This is a genomic window from Hyphomicrobiales bacterium (assembly GCA_002869065.1).
Lineage (GTDB): Bacteria > Pseudomonadota > Alphaproteobacteria > Rhizobiales > Rhodobiaceae > Rhodobium.
The window spans coordinates 13,082-29,520 of the sequence record PKTR01000001.1 but is presented as its reverse complement, the minus strand read 5'-3'; the positions used below and the strand labels follow the sequence as shown (position 1 = coordinate 29,520).

Annotated in this window: 17 protein-coding genes; 6 read left to right on the top strand and 11 right to left on the bottom strand. The window is 64.4% G+C overall.

What is annotated here, in order from left to right:
* Positions 1-13 precede the first annotated feature (13 nt).
* The 11 genes from C0606_00140 to C0606_00090 form a co-directional block, all read right to left on the bottom strand.
* The gene (locus C0606_00140) at positions 14-763 is read right to left on the bottom strand and encodes an NADH-quinone oxidoreductase (GenBank protein PLX38994.1); all 750 of its coding nucleotides are present in this window, start codon (positions 761-763) and stop codon (positions 14-16) included.
* Positions 764-775: 12 nt separating this feature from the next.
* Positions 776-1,675 (bottom strand): formate hydrogenlyase subunit 4, encoded by a 900-nt coding sequence (locus C0606_00135; protein ID PLX38993.1) that lies wholly within the window; start codon positions 1,673-1,675, stop codon positions 776-778.
* 14 nt (positions 1,676-1,689) lie between these two features.
* Positions 1,690-3,570 (bottom strand): NADH dehydrogenase subunit, encoded by a 1,881-nt coding sequence (locus tag C0606_00130; GenBank protein ID PLX38992.1) that lies wholly within the window; start codon positions 3,568-3,570, stop codon positions 1,690-1,692.
* A 4-nt stretch (positions 3,571-3,574) separates the two neighbouring features.
* A complete protein-coding gene (locus C0606_00125) occupies positions 3,575-5,032 on the bottom strand; it encodes an NADH-quinone oxidoreductase subunit J (GenBank protein PLX38991.1) in 1,458 nt (485 codons plus the stop codon).
* Positions 5,029-5,520 (bottom strand): Na+/H+ antiporter subunit C, encoded by a 492-nt coding sequence (locus tag C0606_00120; GenBank protein ID PLX38990.1) that lies wholly within the window; start codon positions 5,518-5,520, stop codon positions 5,029-5,031. Before C0606_00120 ends, C0606_00125 begins: the two co-directional genes overlap by 4 nt.
* The gene (locus C0606_00115; protein ID PLX38989.1) at positions 5,517-6,215 is read right to left on the bottom strand and encodes a sodium:proton antiporter; all 699 of its coding nucleotides are present in this window, start codon (positions 6,213-6,215) and stop codon (positions 5,517-5,519) included. The genes C0606_00120 and C0606_00115 overlap by 4 nt, the downstream gene beginning before the upstream one ends.
* Positions 6,216-6,218: 3 nt before the next feature.
* Positions 6,219-6,446, bottom strand: coding sequence for an NADH-quinone oxidoreductase subunit B (locus C0606_00110; GenBank protein PLX39623.1), 228 nt, complete (start codon positions 6,444-6,446; stop codon positions 6,219-6,221).
* Positions 6,447-6,475: 29 nt separating this feature from the next.
* On the bottom strand, positions 6,476-6,808 hold the full coding sequence (locus C0606_00105; protein ID PLX38988.1) for a Na+/H+ antiporter subunit G: 333 nt from the start codon (positions 6,806-6,808) through the stop codon (positions 6,476-6,478).
* Positions 6,808-7,083 carry a cation:proton antiporter gene (locus C0606_00100; protein PLX38987.1) on the bottom strand — a complete coding sequence of 92 codons (276 nt, stop codon included), beginning with the start codon at positions 7,081-7,083 and terminating at the stop codon, positions 6,808-6,810. Before C0606_00100 ends, C0606_00105 begins: the two co-directional genes overlap by 1 nt.
* A complete protein-coding gene (locus tag C0606_00095; GenBank protein ID PLX39622.1) occupies positions 7,080-7,526 on the bottom strand; it encodes a cation transporter in 447 nt (148 codons plus the stop codon). The genes C0606_00100 and C0606_00095 overlap by 4 nt, the downstream gene beginning before the upstream one ends.
* 406 nt (positions 7,527-7,932) lie before the next feature.
* Positions 7,933-8,316 carry a hypothetical protein gene (locus C0606_00090; GenBank protein PLX39621.1) on the bottom strand — a complete coding sequence of 128 codons (384 nt, stop codon included), beginning with the start codon at positions 8,314-8,316 and terminating at the stop codon, positions 7,933-7,935.
* A 275-nt stretch (positions 8,317-8,591) separates the two neighbouring features.
* On the opposite strand from C0606_00090, the gene C0606_00085 reads away from it, so the two are divergent.
* The 6 genes from C0606_00085 (at position 8,592) to C0606_00060 (ending at position 16,422) form a co-directional block, all read left to right on the top strand.
* A complete protein-coding gene (locus C0606_00085) occupies positions 8,592-9,299 on the top strand; it encodes an ABC transporter (GenBank protein PLX38986.1) in 708 nt (235 codons plus the stop codon).
* Between the two features lie 4 nt (positions 9,300-9,303).
* Positions 9,304-11,667, top strand: a complete 2,364-nt coding sequence (locus C0606_00080; GenBank protein PLX38985.1) for a peptide ABC transporter permease — start codon at positions 9,304-9,306, stop codon at positions 11,665-11,667.
* 5 nt (positions 11,668-11,672) lie between these two features.
* Positions 11,673-12,902 (top strand): secretion protein HlyD, encoded by a 1,230-nt coding sequence (locus C0606_00075; GenBank protein ID PLX38984.1) that lies wholly within the window; start codon positions 11,673-11,675, stop codon positions 12,900-12,902.
* A 289-nt stretch (positions 12,903-13,191) separates the two neighbouring features.
* Positions 13,192-14,475, top strand: coding sequence for an efflux RND transporter periplasmic adaptor subunit (locus C0606_00070; GenBank protein PLX38983.1), 1,284 nt, complete (start codon positions 13,192-13,194; stop codon positions 14,473-14,475).
* A gap of 5 nt (positions 14,476-14,480) precedes the next feature.
* Positions 14,481-15,227 carry a macrolide ABC transporter ATP-binding protein gene (locus C0606_00065; GenBank protein PLX39620.1) on the top strand — a complete coding sequence of 249 codons (747 nt, stop codon included), beginning with the start codon at positions 14,481-14,483 and terminating at the stop codon, positions 15,225-15,227.
* Positions 15,217-16,422 carry a multidrug ABC transporter substrate-binding protein gene (locus C0606_00060; protein ID PLX38982.1) on the top strand — a complete coding sequence of 402 codons (1,206 nt, stop codon included), beginning with the start codon at positions 15,217-15,219 and terminating at the stop codon, positions 16,420-16,422. The genes C0606_00065 and C0606_00060 overlap by 11 nt, the downstream gene beginning before the upstream one ends.
* The last annotated feature ends 17 nt before the right edge of the window (positions 16,423-16,439 follow it).

Below are 16,439 nucleotides of genomic sequence, written 5' to 3'. Positions count from 1 at the left end.
GATGCGGCGCTATTCATCGGATCAGCTTCTTCTCGTTGTCGCCATGCTCGGGATAGATCTCGGGCACGCTGTCGACCGCCCAGTCGGCGCGTTTTTCGAGGATCGCGGTGTGCTGGCCGCGCGAGTTCTCGCCGAGATAGCCGTAGTGTTCGGCCTCGCCGAGCACGTCGGTCGGGGTGTGCCAGTCCTCGCCGAACAGCGCCATCTGGTTGCCGAGATAGTGGTCGTAGTTGCGGTAGTAATCCTGCCAGGCATTGGCCTCGCCGGCGTCGATCCGCTTCATCAGGTCGAAAAAGACCTGCTGCACAGCTTCCGGGCGCGGCATGCAGCCGGCGATGAAGCCGTCAACCGGGATGTACTGGTTGAGCTGCTTCACGGTCGCATAGGAGTTCCAGTACATGCCGCCATTGATGGTGCACGAACCGAAGCCGAGCACGTATTTCGGCGATTGCATCTGCTCGTAGGACAGGATCACGCGCTTCAGCGTCTTGATCGACAGATAGCCGGTGATCAGCAGGATGTCGGCCTGACGCGGCGTGACCATCGGCGACACGCCGACCCGCTCCATGTCGAAGCGCGAGGTGATCGTCGGCGGCAGTTCGATTGCGCCGCAGCCGGTGCAGTAGTGCAGCACGAACAGGGAGCGTGAGCGGCAATGGTCGGCGAAGCGATCCATGACCGTGCGCCAGACGGATTTCTCCTCGGCGTCGATGGTCGGACAGCCATCCGAACCGGGGGCAAGCGTGGGAAGCCGTTCGGTCATTCCTGTCTCTCCCTAATTGATGCTGGTCATGACCAGCGCCAGCCCGACAAGGGCGATGCCGGTCGGCCATTTCCACTGCCAGCGGATCATGTCCTCGGTCTTGTAGCGGCCATAAACGTTGGTCACGGCAACCGAGATGAAGATCACGCCGAACACCTTGGCGAGGAAGGTGAGCCAGTTCTCACCGCCGCCGAGGAACAGCGTCGTGTAGAGCACGCCCACCGTGTAAAACTGGAAGCACTGCATGACGAACAGCGCGCCCATGTATTTGCCGCTCATCTCGACCATCGGGCCGGTGGCGATTTCAGCCGGCGCGACGTAGATCTCGAACGGCTCCTTGCCGAGCATGGCGTGCATGGCGAGCAGTCCGGCGACGGCCAGAAGCGGCATCGTGAACAGGCCCCAGGTCGCGACGCCGCCGGCCTGCTGGATGGCGACGATATCGGCGAGATTGGTCGAGCGGTAGAGAATGCACGCGCCGACGACAGCGACCACGTAGGGCACGTCATAGGCCAGCATGGCGGTCAGCGCGCGGGAAATGCCGATCGAACCGTTCGGGTTGGCGCAGGCACCGACGCCGAGTGCCATGCCGAGCATCGGCACCATCATCAGATAGACGAGCGTGATGAGATCGCCCTGCGCGGCAAGGCCATCCATGCCCGGCACCGGCAGGAAGATTTCCGCGGTGATGAAGCCGCCGAGCAGGAGCACGATGGCGAGATCGTGCATCACGCCGTGACTGATCTGCGTCTTCTTGGCGTAGAGCTTGACGATGTCGTAGATCGGCTGCAGCACCGGCGGGCCGACGCGGCGTTCGATCTTGGCGCGCACGCGGCGGGCCATCAGCACGAGCCCGAGGCCGACCACGAAGGCCACCAGCGGCATCAGGACGAGATCTGCAACGAGTTCCATGAGTCCTGCCCTCCTCAGCCCTGAATTCCGGTGAAGCTGGCCCATGCAAGGCCGAGCGCCACGACGATGACGAGATAAAGCGGCGTGTAGGCGGTCTGGTAGAAACCGCGCCAGGCCGAGGCGAGGAACTGCAGCAACGTCTCGAGGCTGCGTTCGGCCTTGACCACCGTGCCGCGATACCACGGGCCGATCACCCGGTTGAGGCCGGGATAGAATTCATGGCTGTAGTGGTAGCGGATATCCGACGACAGGAAGTGGCCGCCGGCGTAGTTGTCGTACTGGTGCACGCCAATGTGGCGATTGCCGAGGAAGTAGAAGATCACCGCGCCGACGCCGATGGCGCCGAGCAGGACGCTAACCACCCACAGCATGTTGAGCGAGCCGTTGGCAAGCTCGACCCCGCCGAGATGGTGGGCGAGCGGGGCGACGCCAATCGCGGCCTGGGCCTTGTCGACAAGGTCGAGCGCCAGTCCCGGCATCCAGCCGGTGATGAACCCGATACCGCCGAGCGCCAGCATGGGAACCACCATCTGCCACGGCGCTTCCTTGACCTCCCAGTGCTCCTTGCGCAGCTGGCCGAGGAAGATGTTGTGGATCAGCTTGTAGACGCTGAGGATGGTGCCGAGCGTGGCGACGAAGGCGGCGATCGACAGGAGCGGCTGCTGTTCGACGATCAGCGACTTGTAGATCATCCATTTCGACACGAAGCCGTTCATCGGCGGCAGGCCGGCAAGGCCGATGATGCCCATCAGCAGCGTGACGTAGGAGAACGGCATGCGATTGATAAGGCCGCCGAGACGGTCGAGGTCCGACGTGCCGGTGCGGTAGATCACCGCCGTCACGGTCAGGAACAGCGCCGCCTGATAGGTGGCGTAGTTGAAGACATGCAAGAGACCGCCGGAGACACCAAGCGGGGTCGCGACGAGAATGCCGAGCAACATGTAGCCGCCCTGGCCGATGCCGTGCCAGGTCAACAGCATGCGCGCATCGGTCTGCTGCAGGGCGATATAGGTCGGCACCACCATGGTGATGGCGGCGATCCACAACAGGATGTCGCGCATGTCGAAGCCGGCGACCGGCACGACGAGGCTCGACAGTGCGGCAAAGCCGAGCAGCTTGACCAGGGTAACGATCAGCGCGAACAGGCCCATGCGAGCCGACACCGCGTTGAGGAAGGCAGACGAAGCGCCCGGCGTCTCGGAATAGGCCGGCGCCTGCCACAGATGGGTCGGAACGAGCGCCATCTTGACGCCGAAGCCGAAGGCAAAGAGCGCCGCGAGCAACCACAGCGTCGCAGTCGGCATGGCCATAACCGCCGCCTGCAGGTCGGCATAGGCGAAGCTGCCGGTCTCGGCGTGGACGATCATGATCGCGGCGAACAGCGCCATCGCGCCGGCCATTGCATAGAGCAGGTAGCGCAGCGCCGCGCGGGCGGCCGCGCCGCCGAGCTGCGTCATCATCAGATAGGCCGACCAGCTGACGAATTCCCAGCCGATGAAGAGGCTGAGGAGGTCGGCGCTGGAAACGAGCAGCAGCATGACCAGCACGTTGAGCGCCAGCGTGCCACGCTGGAAGCCGGGATGCTTCTGTGCCGCGCCCCACGGACCGGTCATGTAGAAGGCGGAGAAGAAGGCCGCACCGGTGGTCAGCAGCGCAAAGAACCAGCCAAGGCCATCGATTGCCCAGCCAAGCGGCGCGCCGAAGACGGTGAAGGCAAGCGCGGACGGCACGCTCACATCGGCGCCTGAGATCTGCGTGCCGATCATCGCCACCAGGACGACCGCCGCGGCGTAAACCGCGGTCGCGAGCACGCCCATGCCGCGTCGATTGCCGCCGAGATAGAGGACGACCGTCGAAATCGCCATGAATACGAGGAGGATGTCGAGAAGGCTCATGGCGTCATTGTCCTCCGCCGAGAGTGCGCGTGACGTAGAGGCTGGCATCGGCCGCCTCATTCGCCGCGGCCATCAGACCATCGCCGAGCGGGATCACGGCGACAGCCGCGATGATCACCACGGCGCCGAGCAGAAGACCGGGCGCCAGTTCGGCGAATTTGAAGCGCGGCGCGACCGTCTCGGCCGGCTTGCGATAGAGAACCAGCGCGATGCGGAACAGATAGGCCGCCTCGATCACGGTGGCGATCAGCACCACCGCGATAGCCAGACCGTAGGCCGCGCTACCGGTGGCAATGGCGCCGCCGATCAGCAGGTACTTGGCCCAGAAGCCGGGCAGCGGCGGCACGCCGATGATCGACAGCGCCATCAGGAAGAAGATGGCGGCGGCGAGCGGCGAGGCCTTGATGGCACCGGCAAGACCGGCAATCGGTCCCGCCCAGCGCACCGTGAGCGCGAAAAAGGCCGGCTTGACCACGAGGTGATGAAGAGCAAGCGCAAGTCCGGCCACAACGCCGGCCTCTCCGGGGATCGAGAAGGCGATCGCGACCAGCCCGAGCTGGGCGATCGAGGAATAGGCGAACACCCGCTTCAGGTCGCCGCTGCGATAGGCGGCGAGTTCGCCGGCGATGACGCCGAGCACACCGAGCACCAGCAAGAGGCTGAGCGCCTCGGGCGTGTTGAAGACGAGCACCAGCAGGCGCAGAATGACGATCATCGCGAGCTTGGAGACGACGCCGGCAAGCAGCGCGGTCACCGGCACCGGGGCGGACGCGTAGACCTCCGGCACCCAGGAGTTGACCGGGAACAGCTCCGCCTTGACGCCAAAGCCGATGACGATCAGCAGGAAGGCCGACAAACCGAGCGGACCGCTCAGGCGTTCGCTCGACAGCGTCGCAAGGTCGGCAAGGTTGAGCGTGCCGGCTGCGGCATAGACAAGCGCAATGCCAAGCAGCGCCATCGCCGAACCGGCTGCGCTGAGGATCACGTAGCGGGCGGCCGCAGCGATGCTGGCCCGCGAATTGCCGCTGGCGACGAGGCCGTAGGAGGCAACCGCGACGATCTCGTAGAAGACGTAGATGTTGAACAGATCGCCGGACAGCACCAGACCGCTGCCACCGGCGAGCAGGACGAGCATCAGCGTATAGGCGCGGGTTCCGGCGGCCGCACCGCGCGGCCAGAACATCAGCACGCCGATGACAAGCGCGACGAGGAAGATGGACGCCAGCGTGTCGGCATAAAGCACGATGCCGAGCGGCGGTGCGAAACCGCCGAGCGCGGTGACCTGCGGCGCAGTGCTTGCATCGCCGTAAATGCCGAGCGCGATGATGAGCGCGACGAGGGTCGCGGCAAGACCCCAGATGCGGCCGGCAGCCTCGCCGAGGCGGGCAACGATCGGCAGCAGGAAGGCAGCGAGAAGCGGGATGGCGATCGCCAGCGCGATGCCGTTTGGACCGAAGCTCATGACGCGCCTCCCTCGGATGCGACGGTGCGGCCCGCGACCGGAACCGGTGCGGTCGGCTCGACCGGGTGCTTGGCCGGCGACAAGTCCGGCGGCACCGGCACGTCGTCTGTGTCCTTGGCGATGATTGCAGCCATTTCCTGCACATCGAGCGTGTTGCAGACGGCCTTGGCCTTGATGGCGAGCGCGAGGCCGAAGGCGAGCACGCCGACGCCGATGACGATGGCGGTGAGCACCAGCGCCTGCGGCAGCGGGTCGACCATCGGACCGGAGGTTTCGCCGGTCAGGATCGGCGCGACGGCTTCGGCGCGGAAACCGACCGCGACGAGGAACATGTTGACGCCGGCTTCGACCAGCGCCAGCCCGAGCAGGATGCGCATCAGGTTGCGTTCGGCGACCATGCCGTAGAGGCCGACCAGCAGCAGGCCGACCGCGCCGCCATAGAGCGCGATTTGCAGCAGTTCGCCGTCAGAGGGGAAAAGACCGGTCATTGCACCGCTCCATTTCCGGCGACCCGGTCGATCAGGCCGGCAAGTTCCGACCCGACCTTGAGGCCGATTGCGAGGTAGAGAAGCGGCAGGCTGCCGGCGGAGGCCAGCGAGCCGAGCGTGCCGTGACCGAGGAACGGCGTCAGGAACGCCTCGCCCCAGCCGAGGCTGACGATGCCGATGAGGACGAAGGCCGCGCCGGCGAAACCTTCGACCACCATCGCGACGGTGTGGTTCAGCGGGCTTGCCGGATTGGCGAGCAACGGCACGAAGAAGGCCGCGGCTAGGATCGCGCCGCCCTGGAAACCACCGCCCGGCGTCAGATGGCCGTGCAGGATGATGTAGGCGCCAAGCATCAGCAGGAAGGGAAACAGCATGTAGGCGGCGACGCGCAGGATGTAGCCCGAGGGCCGCGTCTGCGCCTCACCGGCACCGGCGCCCGAGAGCACAAGACCGGCGGCGGTTGCGGCGACGAACAAGATCGTCACTTCGCCGAGCGTGTCGAAGCCGCGATAGCCGAGCAGGATGGCGGCGACGATGTTGGCGGCGCCGGTTTCTTCCGCGGCGCGCGCGGCGATCGCCTGGCCGACCTGCATCGGCGCCTGGCCGAGCGGAACCGCCTGCATGATGGCGTAGAGAAGGATACCGATACCTACGAGGAAGATGACCGTGGTGACGGCGCGGGCGTGTCCGTGCATGGCTCAGCCCTCCTTGCTTTCGTCGTCTTTCGGCCACAGGCCGACGCGACGGGCGGCAAGCGCCATCAAAAGGCCGGTGAGGCCGGCGCCGACGGCGGCTTCGGCCAGCGCAACATCGGGCGCGCGCAACAGCGCGAAGATCACCGACAGGGCAAGCGAGACGACCGACAGGGCGACGACGGCGGCGAGATAGGAACGCAATACGACCACCGCGACGGCGGCGATCAGCATGACGATGACGGCGATATGAACGGCGACGATCACTGTGACGTCTCCTTTCCGCTGTCCTTGCGGTGCCAGAAGGGCACGTGAACGGTGAGGGCTGCGCGGGCGATGGTCGAGGAACCGACCGGCGAGGTCACCAGCACGAACATCGCGATCAGAACCAGCTTCGACCACCATTCGGGATGGTGGAAGCCGATACCGACAAGCAGCGCGACGGTGCCGAGCGTCGCGGCCTTGGTGCCGGCCTGGATGCGGTTGAAGACGTCAGGCATGCGCACGAGGCCAAGCGCGCTGAGGAACAGAAATACCGCGCCGATGACCAAAAAGATGTCGCCGACGATGGCGGCGATTGAGCCAAGGGCTTCCATCATTCGCCCTCCTTGCGTTCGATCGCCCGGGCGATTGCGACAACGCCGATGAAGGCGAGCGCGCCATAGACTAGAGCGATATCGAGATAAAGGCTGCTGCCGGTCCACAATGCGACCCAGGCGAGCGCGGCGGTTGTGATGACGGCCATCGTGTCGGCGGCGACCACCCGGTCAGGCAGTGTGGGGCCGAGCACGAGCCGCAGCATGCCGAGCAGCACGCCGGCGGCGACCAGCACGAAGGCAATGACCTGAAGGAAACTGACGTCGGCGCTCATTTCAGGAACTCCTTCAGAGCGGCTTCGAACCTGGCGGCGATTTCGCGCGTCGCCACGGCCGTATCCGTACCGGCGCTGACGTCGATCCAGTGCACCTTGAGGGTCTGGTCCTCGATGTCGATGGTCAGCGTGCCCGGCGTCAGCGTGATGCTGTTGGCGAGCCACAACTTGCCGAGATCGGAGTGCAGCTCGGTGTGCACCTCGACGATCTCCGGCGTGATGTCGACGCTGGGCGCCACGACGCGGGCGGCGACATCGAGGTTTGCCCGGATCAGCTCGCGGAAGAACAGCAGGAAGTAACGTGCCAGATGGAACGGCAGCAGCGGCGTCAGGATGATGTCGTCAAGCAGCGCGAGATGTCCGACAGACAGCGCCGCGACGAAACCGGCGACGACGATGCCGGTCGCGATCTCGACGGCGTCGAAGCTGGCAACCAGCATCATCCAGACAATGAAGAGACCGCCCCAGGTCAATACAAATCGCTGAAAGGAAAAGCCGTCCTTGCCGGACCCGGCAGGACGTTCTTGCAACGGGCGCCCTGCGCCGGTCGCAGCAGAATCCGTCATGATGCCCCCTTGCCCACAGCGTCGGGCCGTTTGCCCGGCTCTCGACTTCGGTCTTGTTTGCGATGAGGCGCGTCTTGGTCCGCGCCGTTTGACGGTGATACGAAAGTATAGACCATCATTTCCTGAAATACGAATGTATTGTGCGCCGCAAAAACACGTACGGGCCGGTTGGCCAACCCTCCCGAACCGAGCTTTCGACGACGAATCCCAGCCCTTTGCACACGGGATAATCCGAATGCTATGCAGCCGCTCCAGCGCTGCAAATCAAATTTGCGCGCGACGGCTAACGGCTTATTACAATGCGCGAATTCGCTTTGCCATAACGCTCGATCAGACCGAAAAGCGTAGCCGCATTGTCGGGATGCAGGCGCACGCAGCCATGTGAGGCGCGGTGACCGAGTCGGCGGATTTCGGTCGTTCCGTGAATGGCGTAACCGCCGCGGAAGAACACCGAATGGGGCATCGGCGCCCAGTCGTACTTACGCGAGAACCATTTGCGCTCGAGGCGAATCGGCTGGAACGATCCCGTCGGCGTCGGATAGCCGGGCCGCCCGGTCGAAACCGGCCAGGTGTGGCGGGGCCAACCGTTCACATAGACCGTCATTTCCTGCTCGGAAAGATCGATGACAGCGCGAACGCCAGCAAGCGCCGCTGTCGGCACCAGCATTCCAAAAACAATGAGCGCTGCAACGGAAAGGCGCCGGATCGTGCTTTTGATTCTCGTCATTTTCGGCCGTGTCGTGCCCGGTTTCCGGTCCGCAGTTCTTTCATTGGACGCGGTGCGTAATTATATCTGAAGAAACAAAGCCGAGCCAAGGGCGGGGCAATCGGCCGGCATTTAACACATGCCGGTGGTTTTTTGACCGGACACTTCCTCTTCAGCCTTTTCCCGCGTACCGTCGGCCGCGTCCCGCAATGAACACCCGCCAGACGAGGTGTCACATGCCGTCGCCCGTATTCCTCACCGAAGGACTGACGAAGGTCTACAAGACCGGCGAGGTCGAGGTTCATGCCCTGCGCGGCGTGGATTTTACCGCCGATGCGGCCGAGTTCGTGGTTCTTCTCGGCCCGTCGGGCTCGGGCAAGTCGACCTTCCTGAACATCATCGGCGGGCTTGATCGGCCGACCGCCGGGTCTGCGTGGTTCAAGGACCACGATCTGACGTCCTACGGCGAGCGGGAGATGACGCTCTATCGGCGCGACCATGTCGGCTTCGTGTTCCAGTTCTTCAATCTGGTGCCGAGCCTGACGGCGCGCGAGAACGTGGCGCTGGTGACCGAAATCGCCCGCACGCCGATGAAGGCCGAGGACGCGCTCGCTCTTGTCGGGCTCGAAGAGCGGCTCGATCACTTTCCCGCGCAATTGTCCGGCGGCGAACAGCAGCGCGTGGCGATTGCCCGCGCCATCGCCAAGAAGCCCGAAGTTCTGTTGTGCGACGAGCCGACCGGCTCGCTCGATTCCAAGACCGGCGTGCTGATCCTGAAGGCGCTGACCGAGGTCAACGCCGAGACCGGCGCGACGACGCTCGTCATTACCCATAACGCGGCGATCCGCGACATCGCACACCGCGTGGTGCGGTTCGGCGACGGGCGCATTCTGGCAAGCGAGGAAAACGAAACGCGGGTCGATCCGCTCGAAATTCAGTGGTAGCGACATGGGTGCGCTGACGACAAAGGTGTTGCGGGATCTGGTGCGGCTGTGGCCGCAGGCGCTGGCGATTGCGCTCGTGATCGCGGCTGGCGTCGCGACATTGATCCTGGCACTCGGCGCGCAGCAGTCGTTGATGGAAACCCGCGCGGCCTATTACGATCAGAACCGCTTTGCCGACGTCTTCGCCTCGGTGACCCGGGCGCCGAAACTGCTTGAGCCGACTATCGCCGATCTGCCGGGGGTGGCGACCGTCGAGACCCGCATCAAGAAGATCGCCCTCCTCGACATCGAGGGCATGCGCGAACCCGCGTCGGGCATGTTCGTTTCACTGCCCGACATCGGGCCGCAGAAACTCAACACGGCGTTCATGCGCAAGGGACGGCTGCCGATCGCCGGCGACGACCACGAAGTGGTCGTCAACGAGGCGTTCGCCGACGCCCAGAAGTTCGTGCTCGGCTCGCGCTTCCACGCAATCCTGAACGGTGCCAAGCGCGAGTTGCGGGTGGTCGGCATCGCGCTGTCGCCGGAATTCATCTACGCGCTCGGCCCCGGCGATCTGGTGCCCGACGACAGCCGCTACGCGATCATCTGGATGTCGGAAAAGGCGCTCGCGGCCGCCTACGATCTTGACGGCGCGTTTTCCAGCGTCTCGGTCAAGCTGTTGCGCAACGCGTCGGAACAGGATGTCATCGACCGACTCGACAGTCTGCTGGTGCGCTATGGCGGCAGCGGCGCCTATGGTCGCAAGGACCAGATCAGCCACGCCTTTCTCGACGCCGAACTGACCCAGTTGAAGGCAATGGCGCAGACCCTGCCGCCGATTTTCCTGCTGGTCGCCGCGTTTCTGGTCAACATGACGTTGAGCCGGCTCGTCGCGCTCGAACGCGAGCAGATTGGCCTCTTGAAGGCGCTCGGCTATTCCGACTGGACCGTCGCCCTCCACTATCTGCAATTCGTCACGGCGATCACCATCGTCGGCATTATCATCGGCGCGATCGGCGGCACCTGGCTGGGCATCGGCCTGACCAAGCTCTATGGCGACTTCTACCGCTTCCCGTTCCTCATTTTCATCAAGGATCCCGCCAATTATGTGCTGGCAGCCGGTGTTACGCTGGCCGCGGCGACGCTGGGCGCAGTGAAGGCGGTGTGGGGTGTTGTCAAGCTGCCGCCAGCGGTTGCCATGCAGCCCCCTGCCCCGATGCGCTACCGGCAGTTCTTTGGCGGTCGGCTCGCGGGCGCGTTGTCACCGTCCAATGTCACGATCATGATCCTGCGTCACTTGCGGCACAACCCGGTGCGCACGGCCTCGGCGACGCTCGGCATCGCGCTTGGCACCTCGGTGCTCGTTGCTTCGCTTTGGTCGCTGCCGTCGGTCGAATTCATGATCGACGTCTCCTTCTATCGCGCCGAGCGGCAGGACGCCTCGATCAACTTCGGCGAGGCCAAGCGGATCTCGGCGCTCAACGAGGTGGTGCGACTGCCCGGCGTGCTGACGGCGGAGCCCTATCGCTCGGTCTCGGTGAAGATCCGCCACCGCCACCACGAGCGCCGTGTCGGCATTCTCGGCAAGGCGCCTGACGCACAGCTCAGCCGCGTGCTCGATACCGAGTTGCGTCCGGTCGCGATGCCGGAAACCGGGATCACCGTATCCGACATGCTGGCGAAATTGCTCGAGGTGCAGGTCGGCGACATCGTCGAGATCGAGCTGATGGAAGGCGCCCGCCGCACGGTCGAAGCGCCGGTGACGGCGATCATCCAGAGCTATTTCGGTCTCAACGCCTATGCCTCGATCGAGACGCTCAACCGCATGATGCGTGAGGGCGCACTGATCTCCGGCGTTCATCTGAGTTACGACAGCGCCGAGGAAGACGCCCTCTTCCGCGAGATCAAGGAGATCCCGGCCGCGAATTTCATCGCGCTGTTGAAGGTCTCGACGCAGAAGTTCCGCGACATCATCGGCGAGAACATCCACATCATGGTCTCGGTCTATGTGATGCTCGCCGCGATCATCGCATTCGGCGTCGTCTACAATTCGGCCCGCATTTCGCTGTCGGAGCGCGGGCGCGAACTGGCCAGCCTCAGGGTGCTCGGCTTCACCCGGGCGGAGGTTTCGGCCATCCTTCTCACCGAACTGGCGATTCTGGTGGTGGTTGCACAACCTCTCGGCTGGTTGCTTGGCTACCTGTTTGCCTATGCGATGGTGACCAGTTTCGAGAGCGAGCTGTACCGCATTCCATTCGTCCTCGACGCACCCACCTATGCGCTCTCCAGCCTGGTGGTACTGGCGACCGGCGTCATCTCGGCGCTGGTGGTGCGCCGGCGCATCGACCGGCTCGACCTGATCGAAGTGCTGAAGACACGGGAGTAACCGGCATGAAAACCCTGTGGCGCAGACTTCTGACGCTGCTCCTGTTCGCGGCCATCGCCGCTGCCACGACGTGGGCACTATGGCCGCGTCCGGTCGCCGTCGACGTGGCCACCATTTCGCGCGCGGCGATGACGGTGGTGGTCGAGGACGAGGGCGTGACCCGCATCCGCGACGTCTATTCGGTCTCCGCGCCGATCACCGGCAAGGTGATGCGCTCGCCGCGCACGGTCGGCGATACGGTCAAGGCGAATGAGACGCTGGTCGCGGTGCTCGAACCAACCGACCCGACCTTCCTCGACGCCCGCTCCGAGCGCATGGCACAGGCCGCGATCAACGCCGCCGATGCCGCGGTCAAGCTCGCCGACGCCAATGTGCAGCAGGCGCAGGCCAATCTCGCATTCGCCCGTTCCGACCTGATCCGCGCCCGCGAGCTTGCTTCCCGCGAAACGATTTCGGCACGCGCGCTGGAAAAGGCCCGGCTCGACGTGGAGACCGCCGAGGCGACACTGGCAAGTGCCCGCGCGACACTCGATGTGCGCAAGAGCGAGCTGGAGAGCGCCAAGGCCAAGCTGATCCAGCCGGGCGATACCAACACGCGCTCGGCGGCCTGCTGCGTTCAGGTCTCGGCGCCGGTCGACGGGCGAGTGCTGTCGATCAACGTCGAAAGCGAGCAGGTCGTGCAGGCCGGCACACAGCTTCTCGAGATCGGGGACCCGGGCAATCTGGAAGTCGTCGTCGACCTGCTGTCGCGAGACGCGGTGCGGGTGAAGGTCGGCGCCGTGGCCCGCATCGACGGCTGGGGCGGCGACAGCGATATCGAGGCACGCGTGAAGCGGATCGAGCCGGCCGGCTTCACCAAGGTTTCGGCACTCGGTATCGAGGAACAGCGGGTCAAGACCGTGCTCGACATCGTCACCCCGCGTGAGGAATGGGGCACGCTCGGCCACAGCTATCGGGTGGTCGTGCACATTGTCGTCTGGGAACAGCCGGACGCCGTGACGGTACCGCTTGCGGCGCTGTTCCGGGACGGAACGGACTGGGCGGTGTTCCGGGTCGAGGATGGCAAGGCGGTTCAGCGTACGGTGACACTTGGCGAGCGGAACCTGACCGTCGCGCAAGTCGTCGACGGGCTTGCCGAAGGCGACACGGTGATCCTGCACCCGAACGACCAGATCGCATCGGGCAAGGAAGTCGAAATTCGTGACGGCGAGCCATCGAACGGTGCGGCACGTTAGCCGCCCGACGGCGTCGCGGGTTTCCGCGAACGCCAGAAACACGTGAATACATTTGAAAGCATTACATAAATTTAATTCGGCTGGGCGCTTTGGCGGGATAATATGTCGCTGGTGAAGGCGTCCTCCCACGCCTATCTCTATGTAAGGGCCGAGGAAATGAATCGGTCCACCAGACGGGTTGTGAATGTGGCAAACTTCCATTGCCCATTTTCAGCTTGGTGGACGATCCGCCAGCCAGGTCCGCGCCCGCCAGATGACCATTCGGTCCGTGCACAGATCGGCAACCACGATGACTGCAGAAAACACTGACGCTTTGAAATCCGAGATCGAAGCGGTGCTGCCGAGCGGCGGCAAGCCCGGTCGCGGGATATTCCGCCGGATCCTGCGCTGGCTGCTGATCCTGATCGTCCTGGGCGGCGCCGGCGCCGCCTACTGGATGTACAGCGGCAAGGAAAGTGCGGTCACTTATGTCACCAGCCCGGTGACAAGCGGAAACATGACGGTGTTGGTGACCGCGACCGGCTCGGTCGAACCGACCAACCAGGTGGACGTCTCAAGCGAATTGTCGGGCACGGTGAAGGCGGTGCATGTCGACTACAACTCGGTCGTCGCCCAGGGTGAACTGCTCGCTGAACTGACGACGGAAAAGCTGCAGGCCTCCGTCGACAGTTCACGCGCGAAGCTCGCCGCCGCCGAAGCAAAAGTCGCGGACGCCAAGGTCACGCTCATCGAGAAAGAACGGGAATACGCGCGTAAACGGGGATTGAGCGAACGCAAGGTCGGAACGGAGCAGGATCTCGACACCGCCAAGGCCGCCTATGAGCGCGCCGTGGTCGCGGTTAAAAGTGCTGAAGCCGATGTCGGGATCGCAAAAGCCAGCCTCGAACTCGACGAGACCAATCTGGCCAAGTCGAAGATCTATTCGCCGATCAAGGGCGTGATCCTCGAACGCAGCGTCGACCCGGGCCAGACCATCGCCGCGTCGCTGTCGGCCCCGGTGCTGTTCTCGATCGCCGAAGACCTGACCAAGATGGAACTGCAGGTCGACGTGGACGAGGCCGATGTCGGCCGGGTGTCCGTCGGCCAGAAGGCCACCTTTTATGTCGATGCCTATCCCGACCAGCGTTTCCCGGCAGAGATCCGCGAGATCTACTTCGCCTCCGAGGTCGTGCAGAGCGTCGTCACCTACAAGGCGATCCTCGACATCGACAATTCCGCACTGCTGCTGCGCCCGGGCATGACGGCAACGGCCGAAATCCGGGTCAAGGAAGTCGAGAACGCCCTTCTCGTTCCCAACACGGCATTGCGCTACGCGCCGCCCGTTGCCGAGGAGAAGGACACCCGCAGTTTCCTAGAACGCATGCTTCCCGGGCCACCGCGCTTCCGCCGCGCCAGCAAGCAGGAGACCGAACCGGATGGAACCGGGCGCAAAGTCTGGGTGCTGCGTGATGGGGCGCCGGAATCAGTGCCGGTCGAGGTCGGCGCATCCGACGGACGGCGCACCGAAATCGTCGGCGGCGAACTGACCGAAGGCGACCGCGTCATCACCAGCCAGCGAACCGCCAAGAAGTGACCGTCATGTCGAACGACGCCGACATATCCAGCGACGGAGGCGGTTCCGCACCGCTGATCCAGCTGAAGGATGTCAGAAAGACCTATGGCTCGGGCGAGGCTGCCGTGCACGCGCTCGCCGGCGTCGATCTGATCATCGAACAGGGCGAGTTCGTCGCCATCATGGGGCCGTCAGGCTCCGGCAAGTCGACGGCTATGAACATCATCGGCTGCCTCGACGTGCCGACGTCCGGGGAATACCTTTTTTCCGGCATTTCGGCCGGAGCGCTCGGCCATGACGAACGGGCCCTGCTGCGGCGGCACTTCCTCGGCTTCGTGTTCCAGGGCTTCAACCTCCTGTCACGCACCTCGGCGGTGGAGAATGTCGAATTACCCCTCATCTATCGCGGCATGGGTGGCCGCGAGCGCCGCCAACTGGCCATGCAGGCGCTTGCCAAGGTCGACCTTGAGGGCCGCGAGCACCACACCTCCGCCGAGCTCTCGGGCGGTCAGCAGCAACGGGTCGCGATCGCGCGCGCCATCGTCACCGAACCGGCCGTTCTTCTCGCCGACGAACCGACCGGCAACCTCGACACACGCACCAGCAGCGAAATCATTGAGTTGCTGACGAGCCTCAACCGCGATCAGGGCATCACCATCGCCATGGTGACCCACGAAATGGACATTGCCGAACACGCCAAGCGGATCATTCGCTTCGTCGACGGCAAGATCGCCAGCGACGAGCAGAATGCGAGGCACGCCGATGCTGTATGAAACGCTGAAGCTCGCCCTGCAGGCGATCCGGCGCAACGCGCTGCGCTCATTCCTGACCATCCTCGGCATCGTCATCGGCGTCGGCGCGGTCATTGCGATGGTCACCATCGGCAACGGCACCACGGTGAAGGTCCAGGACCAGATCGGCCGGCTCGGCTCGAACCTGTTGTTCGTACATCCCGGTCAGGGCGGTCCGGGACGCGCGGCAACCAGCGCACCGTCGTTCAACTCGCGCGATGTCGATATCATGCGCGAGCAGTTGACCGGCGTGAAAGCGGTGACGGGCCTTGCCCAATCCTCATCGACCGTCGTCTTCGGCTCGGAGAGCCACAAGACCACCGTGTCGGGGACCGACAACGACTATCTGATCACACAGGCCTGGTCGCTGACTGCCGGCCGGCAATTCCTCGATGGCGAACTGCGTAGCGGGCGCGCCGTCTGCATCATCGGCGACACGATCCGCGAGGAGCTGTTCGGCGGCATCGATCCGATCGGCGAGCGTTTCCGCGTCGGCAACGTCTCGTGCGAGATCATCGGCCTCCTGGAAGCCAAGGGCCAATCGAGCTTCGGCACCGACCAGGACGACATCGTGTTGATGCCGCTCCGCACCCTGCAGCGGCGCATCACCGGCAACAGCGACGTCGCGCGCATTCTCATTTCCGCCGAAGACGATACCGAGACCGCGGCGCTGCAGGCCGACACCGAACGGCTGTTGCGCGAACGACGCAAGATCGGCACGGGCATGGACGACAATTTCACCGTCCGCGACACCAAGCAGCTCGCCGAGACGATGACCGGCACCACATCGCTGATGACGGGGCTGCTCGGCGCGGTCGCCGCCGTCAGCCTCCTGGTCGGCGGCATCGGCATCATGAACATCATGCTCGTTTCAGTGACGGAGCGGACCCGCGAAATCGGCATTCGGCTCGCCATCGGCGCACTGGAAAACCAGGTGCTGTTCCAGTTCCTCATCGAGGCCGTTGTGCTGTCGCTGCTCGGCGGCCTGATCGGCATCAGTCTGGGGCTTGGGCTTGCCTATGTCGCCTCGCTAGTGCTCAAGATCCCCTATGTGGTCGACTATTCGATCGTCGTCGCCTCGTTCGGATTTTCCGCCTTCATCGGCGTCGTGTTCGGCTATTTCCCGGCACGGCGGGCGGCGCGCATGAACCCGATCGACGCGCTGCGCCACGAATAGACGCCAACACCCCCGAC

What these genes read in the sequence shown, in the direction of transcription:
- C0606_00085 (PLX38986.1), top strand. Translation starts at nt 8,592, where the DNA reads ATGCCGTCGCCCGTATTCCTCACCGAAGGACTGACGAAGGTCTACAAG.
- C0606_00065 (PLX39620.1), top strand. Translation starts at nt 14,481, where the DNA reads ATGTCGAACGACGCCGACATATCCAGCGACGGAGGCGGTTCCGCACCG.
- C0606_00105 (PLX38988.1), bottom strand. Translation starts at nt 6,808, where the DNA reads ATGGAAGCCCTTGGCTCAATCGCCGCCATCGTCGGCGACATCTTTTTG.
- C0606_00075 (PLX38984.1), top strand. Translation starts at nt 11,673, where the DNA reads ATGAAAACCCTGTGGCGCAGACTTCTGACGCTGCTCCTGTTCGCGGCC.
- C0606_00140 (PLX38994.1), bottom strand. Translation starts at nt 763, where the DNA reads ATGACCGAACGGCTTCCCACGCTTGCCCCCGGTTCGGATGGCTGTCCG.
- C0606_00115 (PLX38989.1), bottom strand. Translation starts at nt 6,215, where the DNA reads ATGCACGGACACGCCCGCGCCGTCACCACGGTCATCTTCCTCGTAGGT.
- C0606_00120 (PLX38990.1), bottom strand. Translation starts at nt 5,520, where the DNA reads ATGACCGGTCTTTTCCCCTCTGACGGCGAACTGCTGCAAATCGCGCTC.
- C0606_00090 (PLX39621.1), bottom strand. Translation starts at nt 8,316, where the DNA reads ATGCTGGTGCCGACAGCGGCGCTTGCTGGCGTTCGCGCTGTCATCGAT.
- C0606_00095 (PLX39622.1), bottom strand. Translation starts at nt 7,526, where the DNA reads ATGATGCTGGTTGCCAGCTTCGACGCCGTCGAGATCGCGACCGGCATC.
- C0606_00060 (PLX38982.1), top strand. Translation starts at nt 15,217, where the DNA reads ATGCTGTATGAAACGCTGAAGCTCGCCCTGCAGGCGATCCGGCGCAAC.
- C0606_00080 (PLX38985.1), top strand. Translation starts at nt 9,304, where the DNA reads ATGGGTGCGCTGACGACAAAGGTGTTGCGGGATCTGGTGCGGCTGTGG.
- C0606_00100 (PLX38987.1), bottom strand. Translation starts at nt 7,083, where the DNA reads ATGAGCGCCGACGTCAGTTTCCTTCAGGTCATTGCCTTCGTGCTGGTC.
- C0606_00110 (PLX39623.1), bottom strand. Translation starts at nt 6,446, where the DNA reads ATGCTGATCGCCGCCGTCGCGGTGGTCGTATTGCGTTCCTATCTCGCC.
- C0606_00070 (PLX38983.1), top strand. Translation starts at nt 13,192, where the DNA reads ATGACTGCAGAAAACACTGACGCTTTGAAATCCGAGATCGAAGCGGTG.
- C0606_00130 (PLX38992.1), bottom strand. Translation starts at nt 3,570, where the DNA reads ATGAGCCTTCTCGACATCCTCCTCGTATTCATGGCGATTTCGACGGTC.
- C0606_00135 (PLX38993.1), bottom strand. Translation starts at nt 1,675, where the DNA reads ATGGAACTCGTTGCAGATCTCGTCCTGATGCCGCTGGTGGCCTTCGTG.
- C0606_00125 (PLX38991.1), bottom strand. Translation starts at nt 5,032, where the DNA reads ATGAGCTTCGGTCCAAACGGCATCGCGCTGGCGATCGCCATCCCGCTT.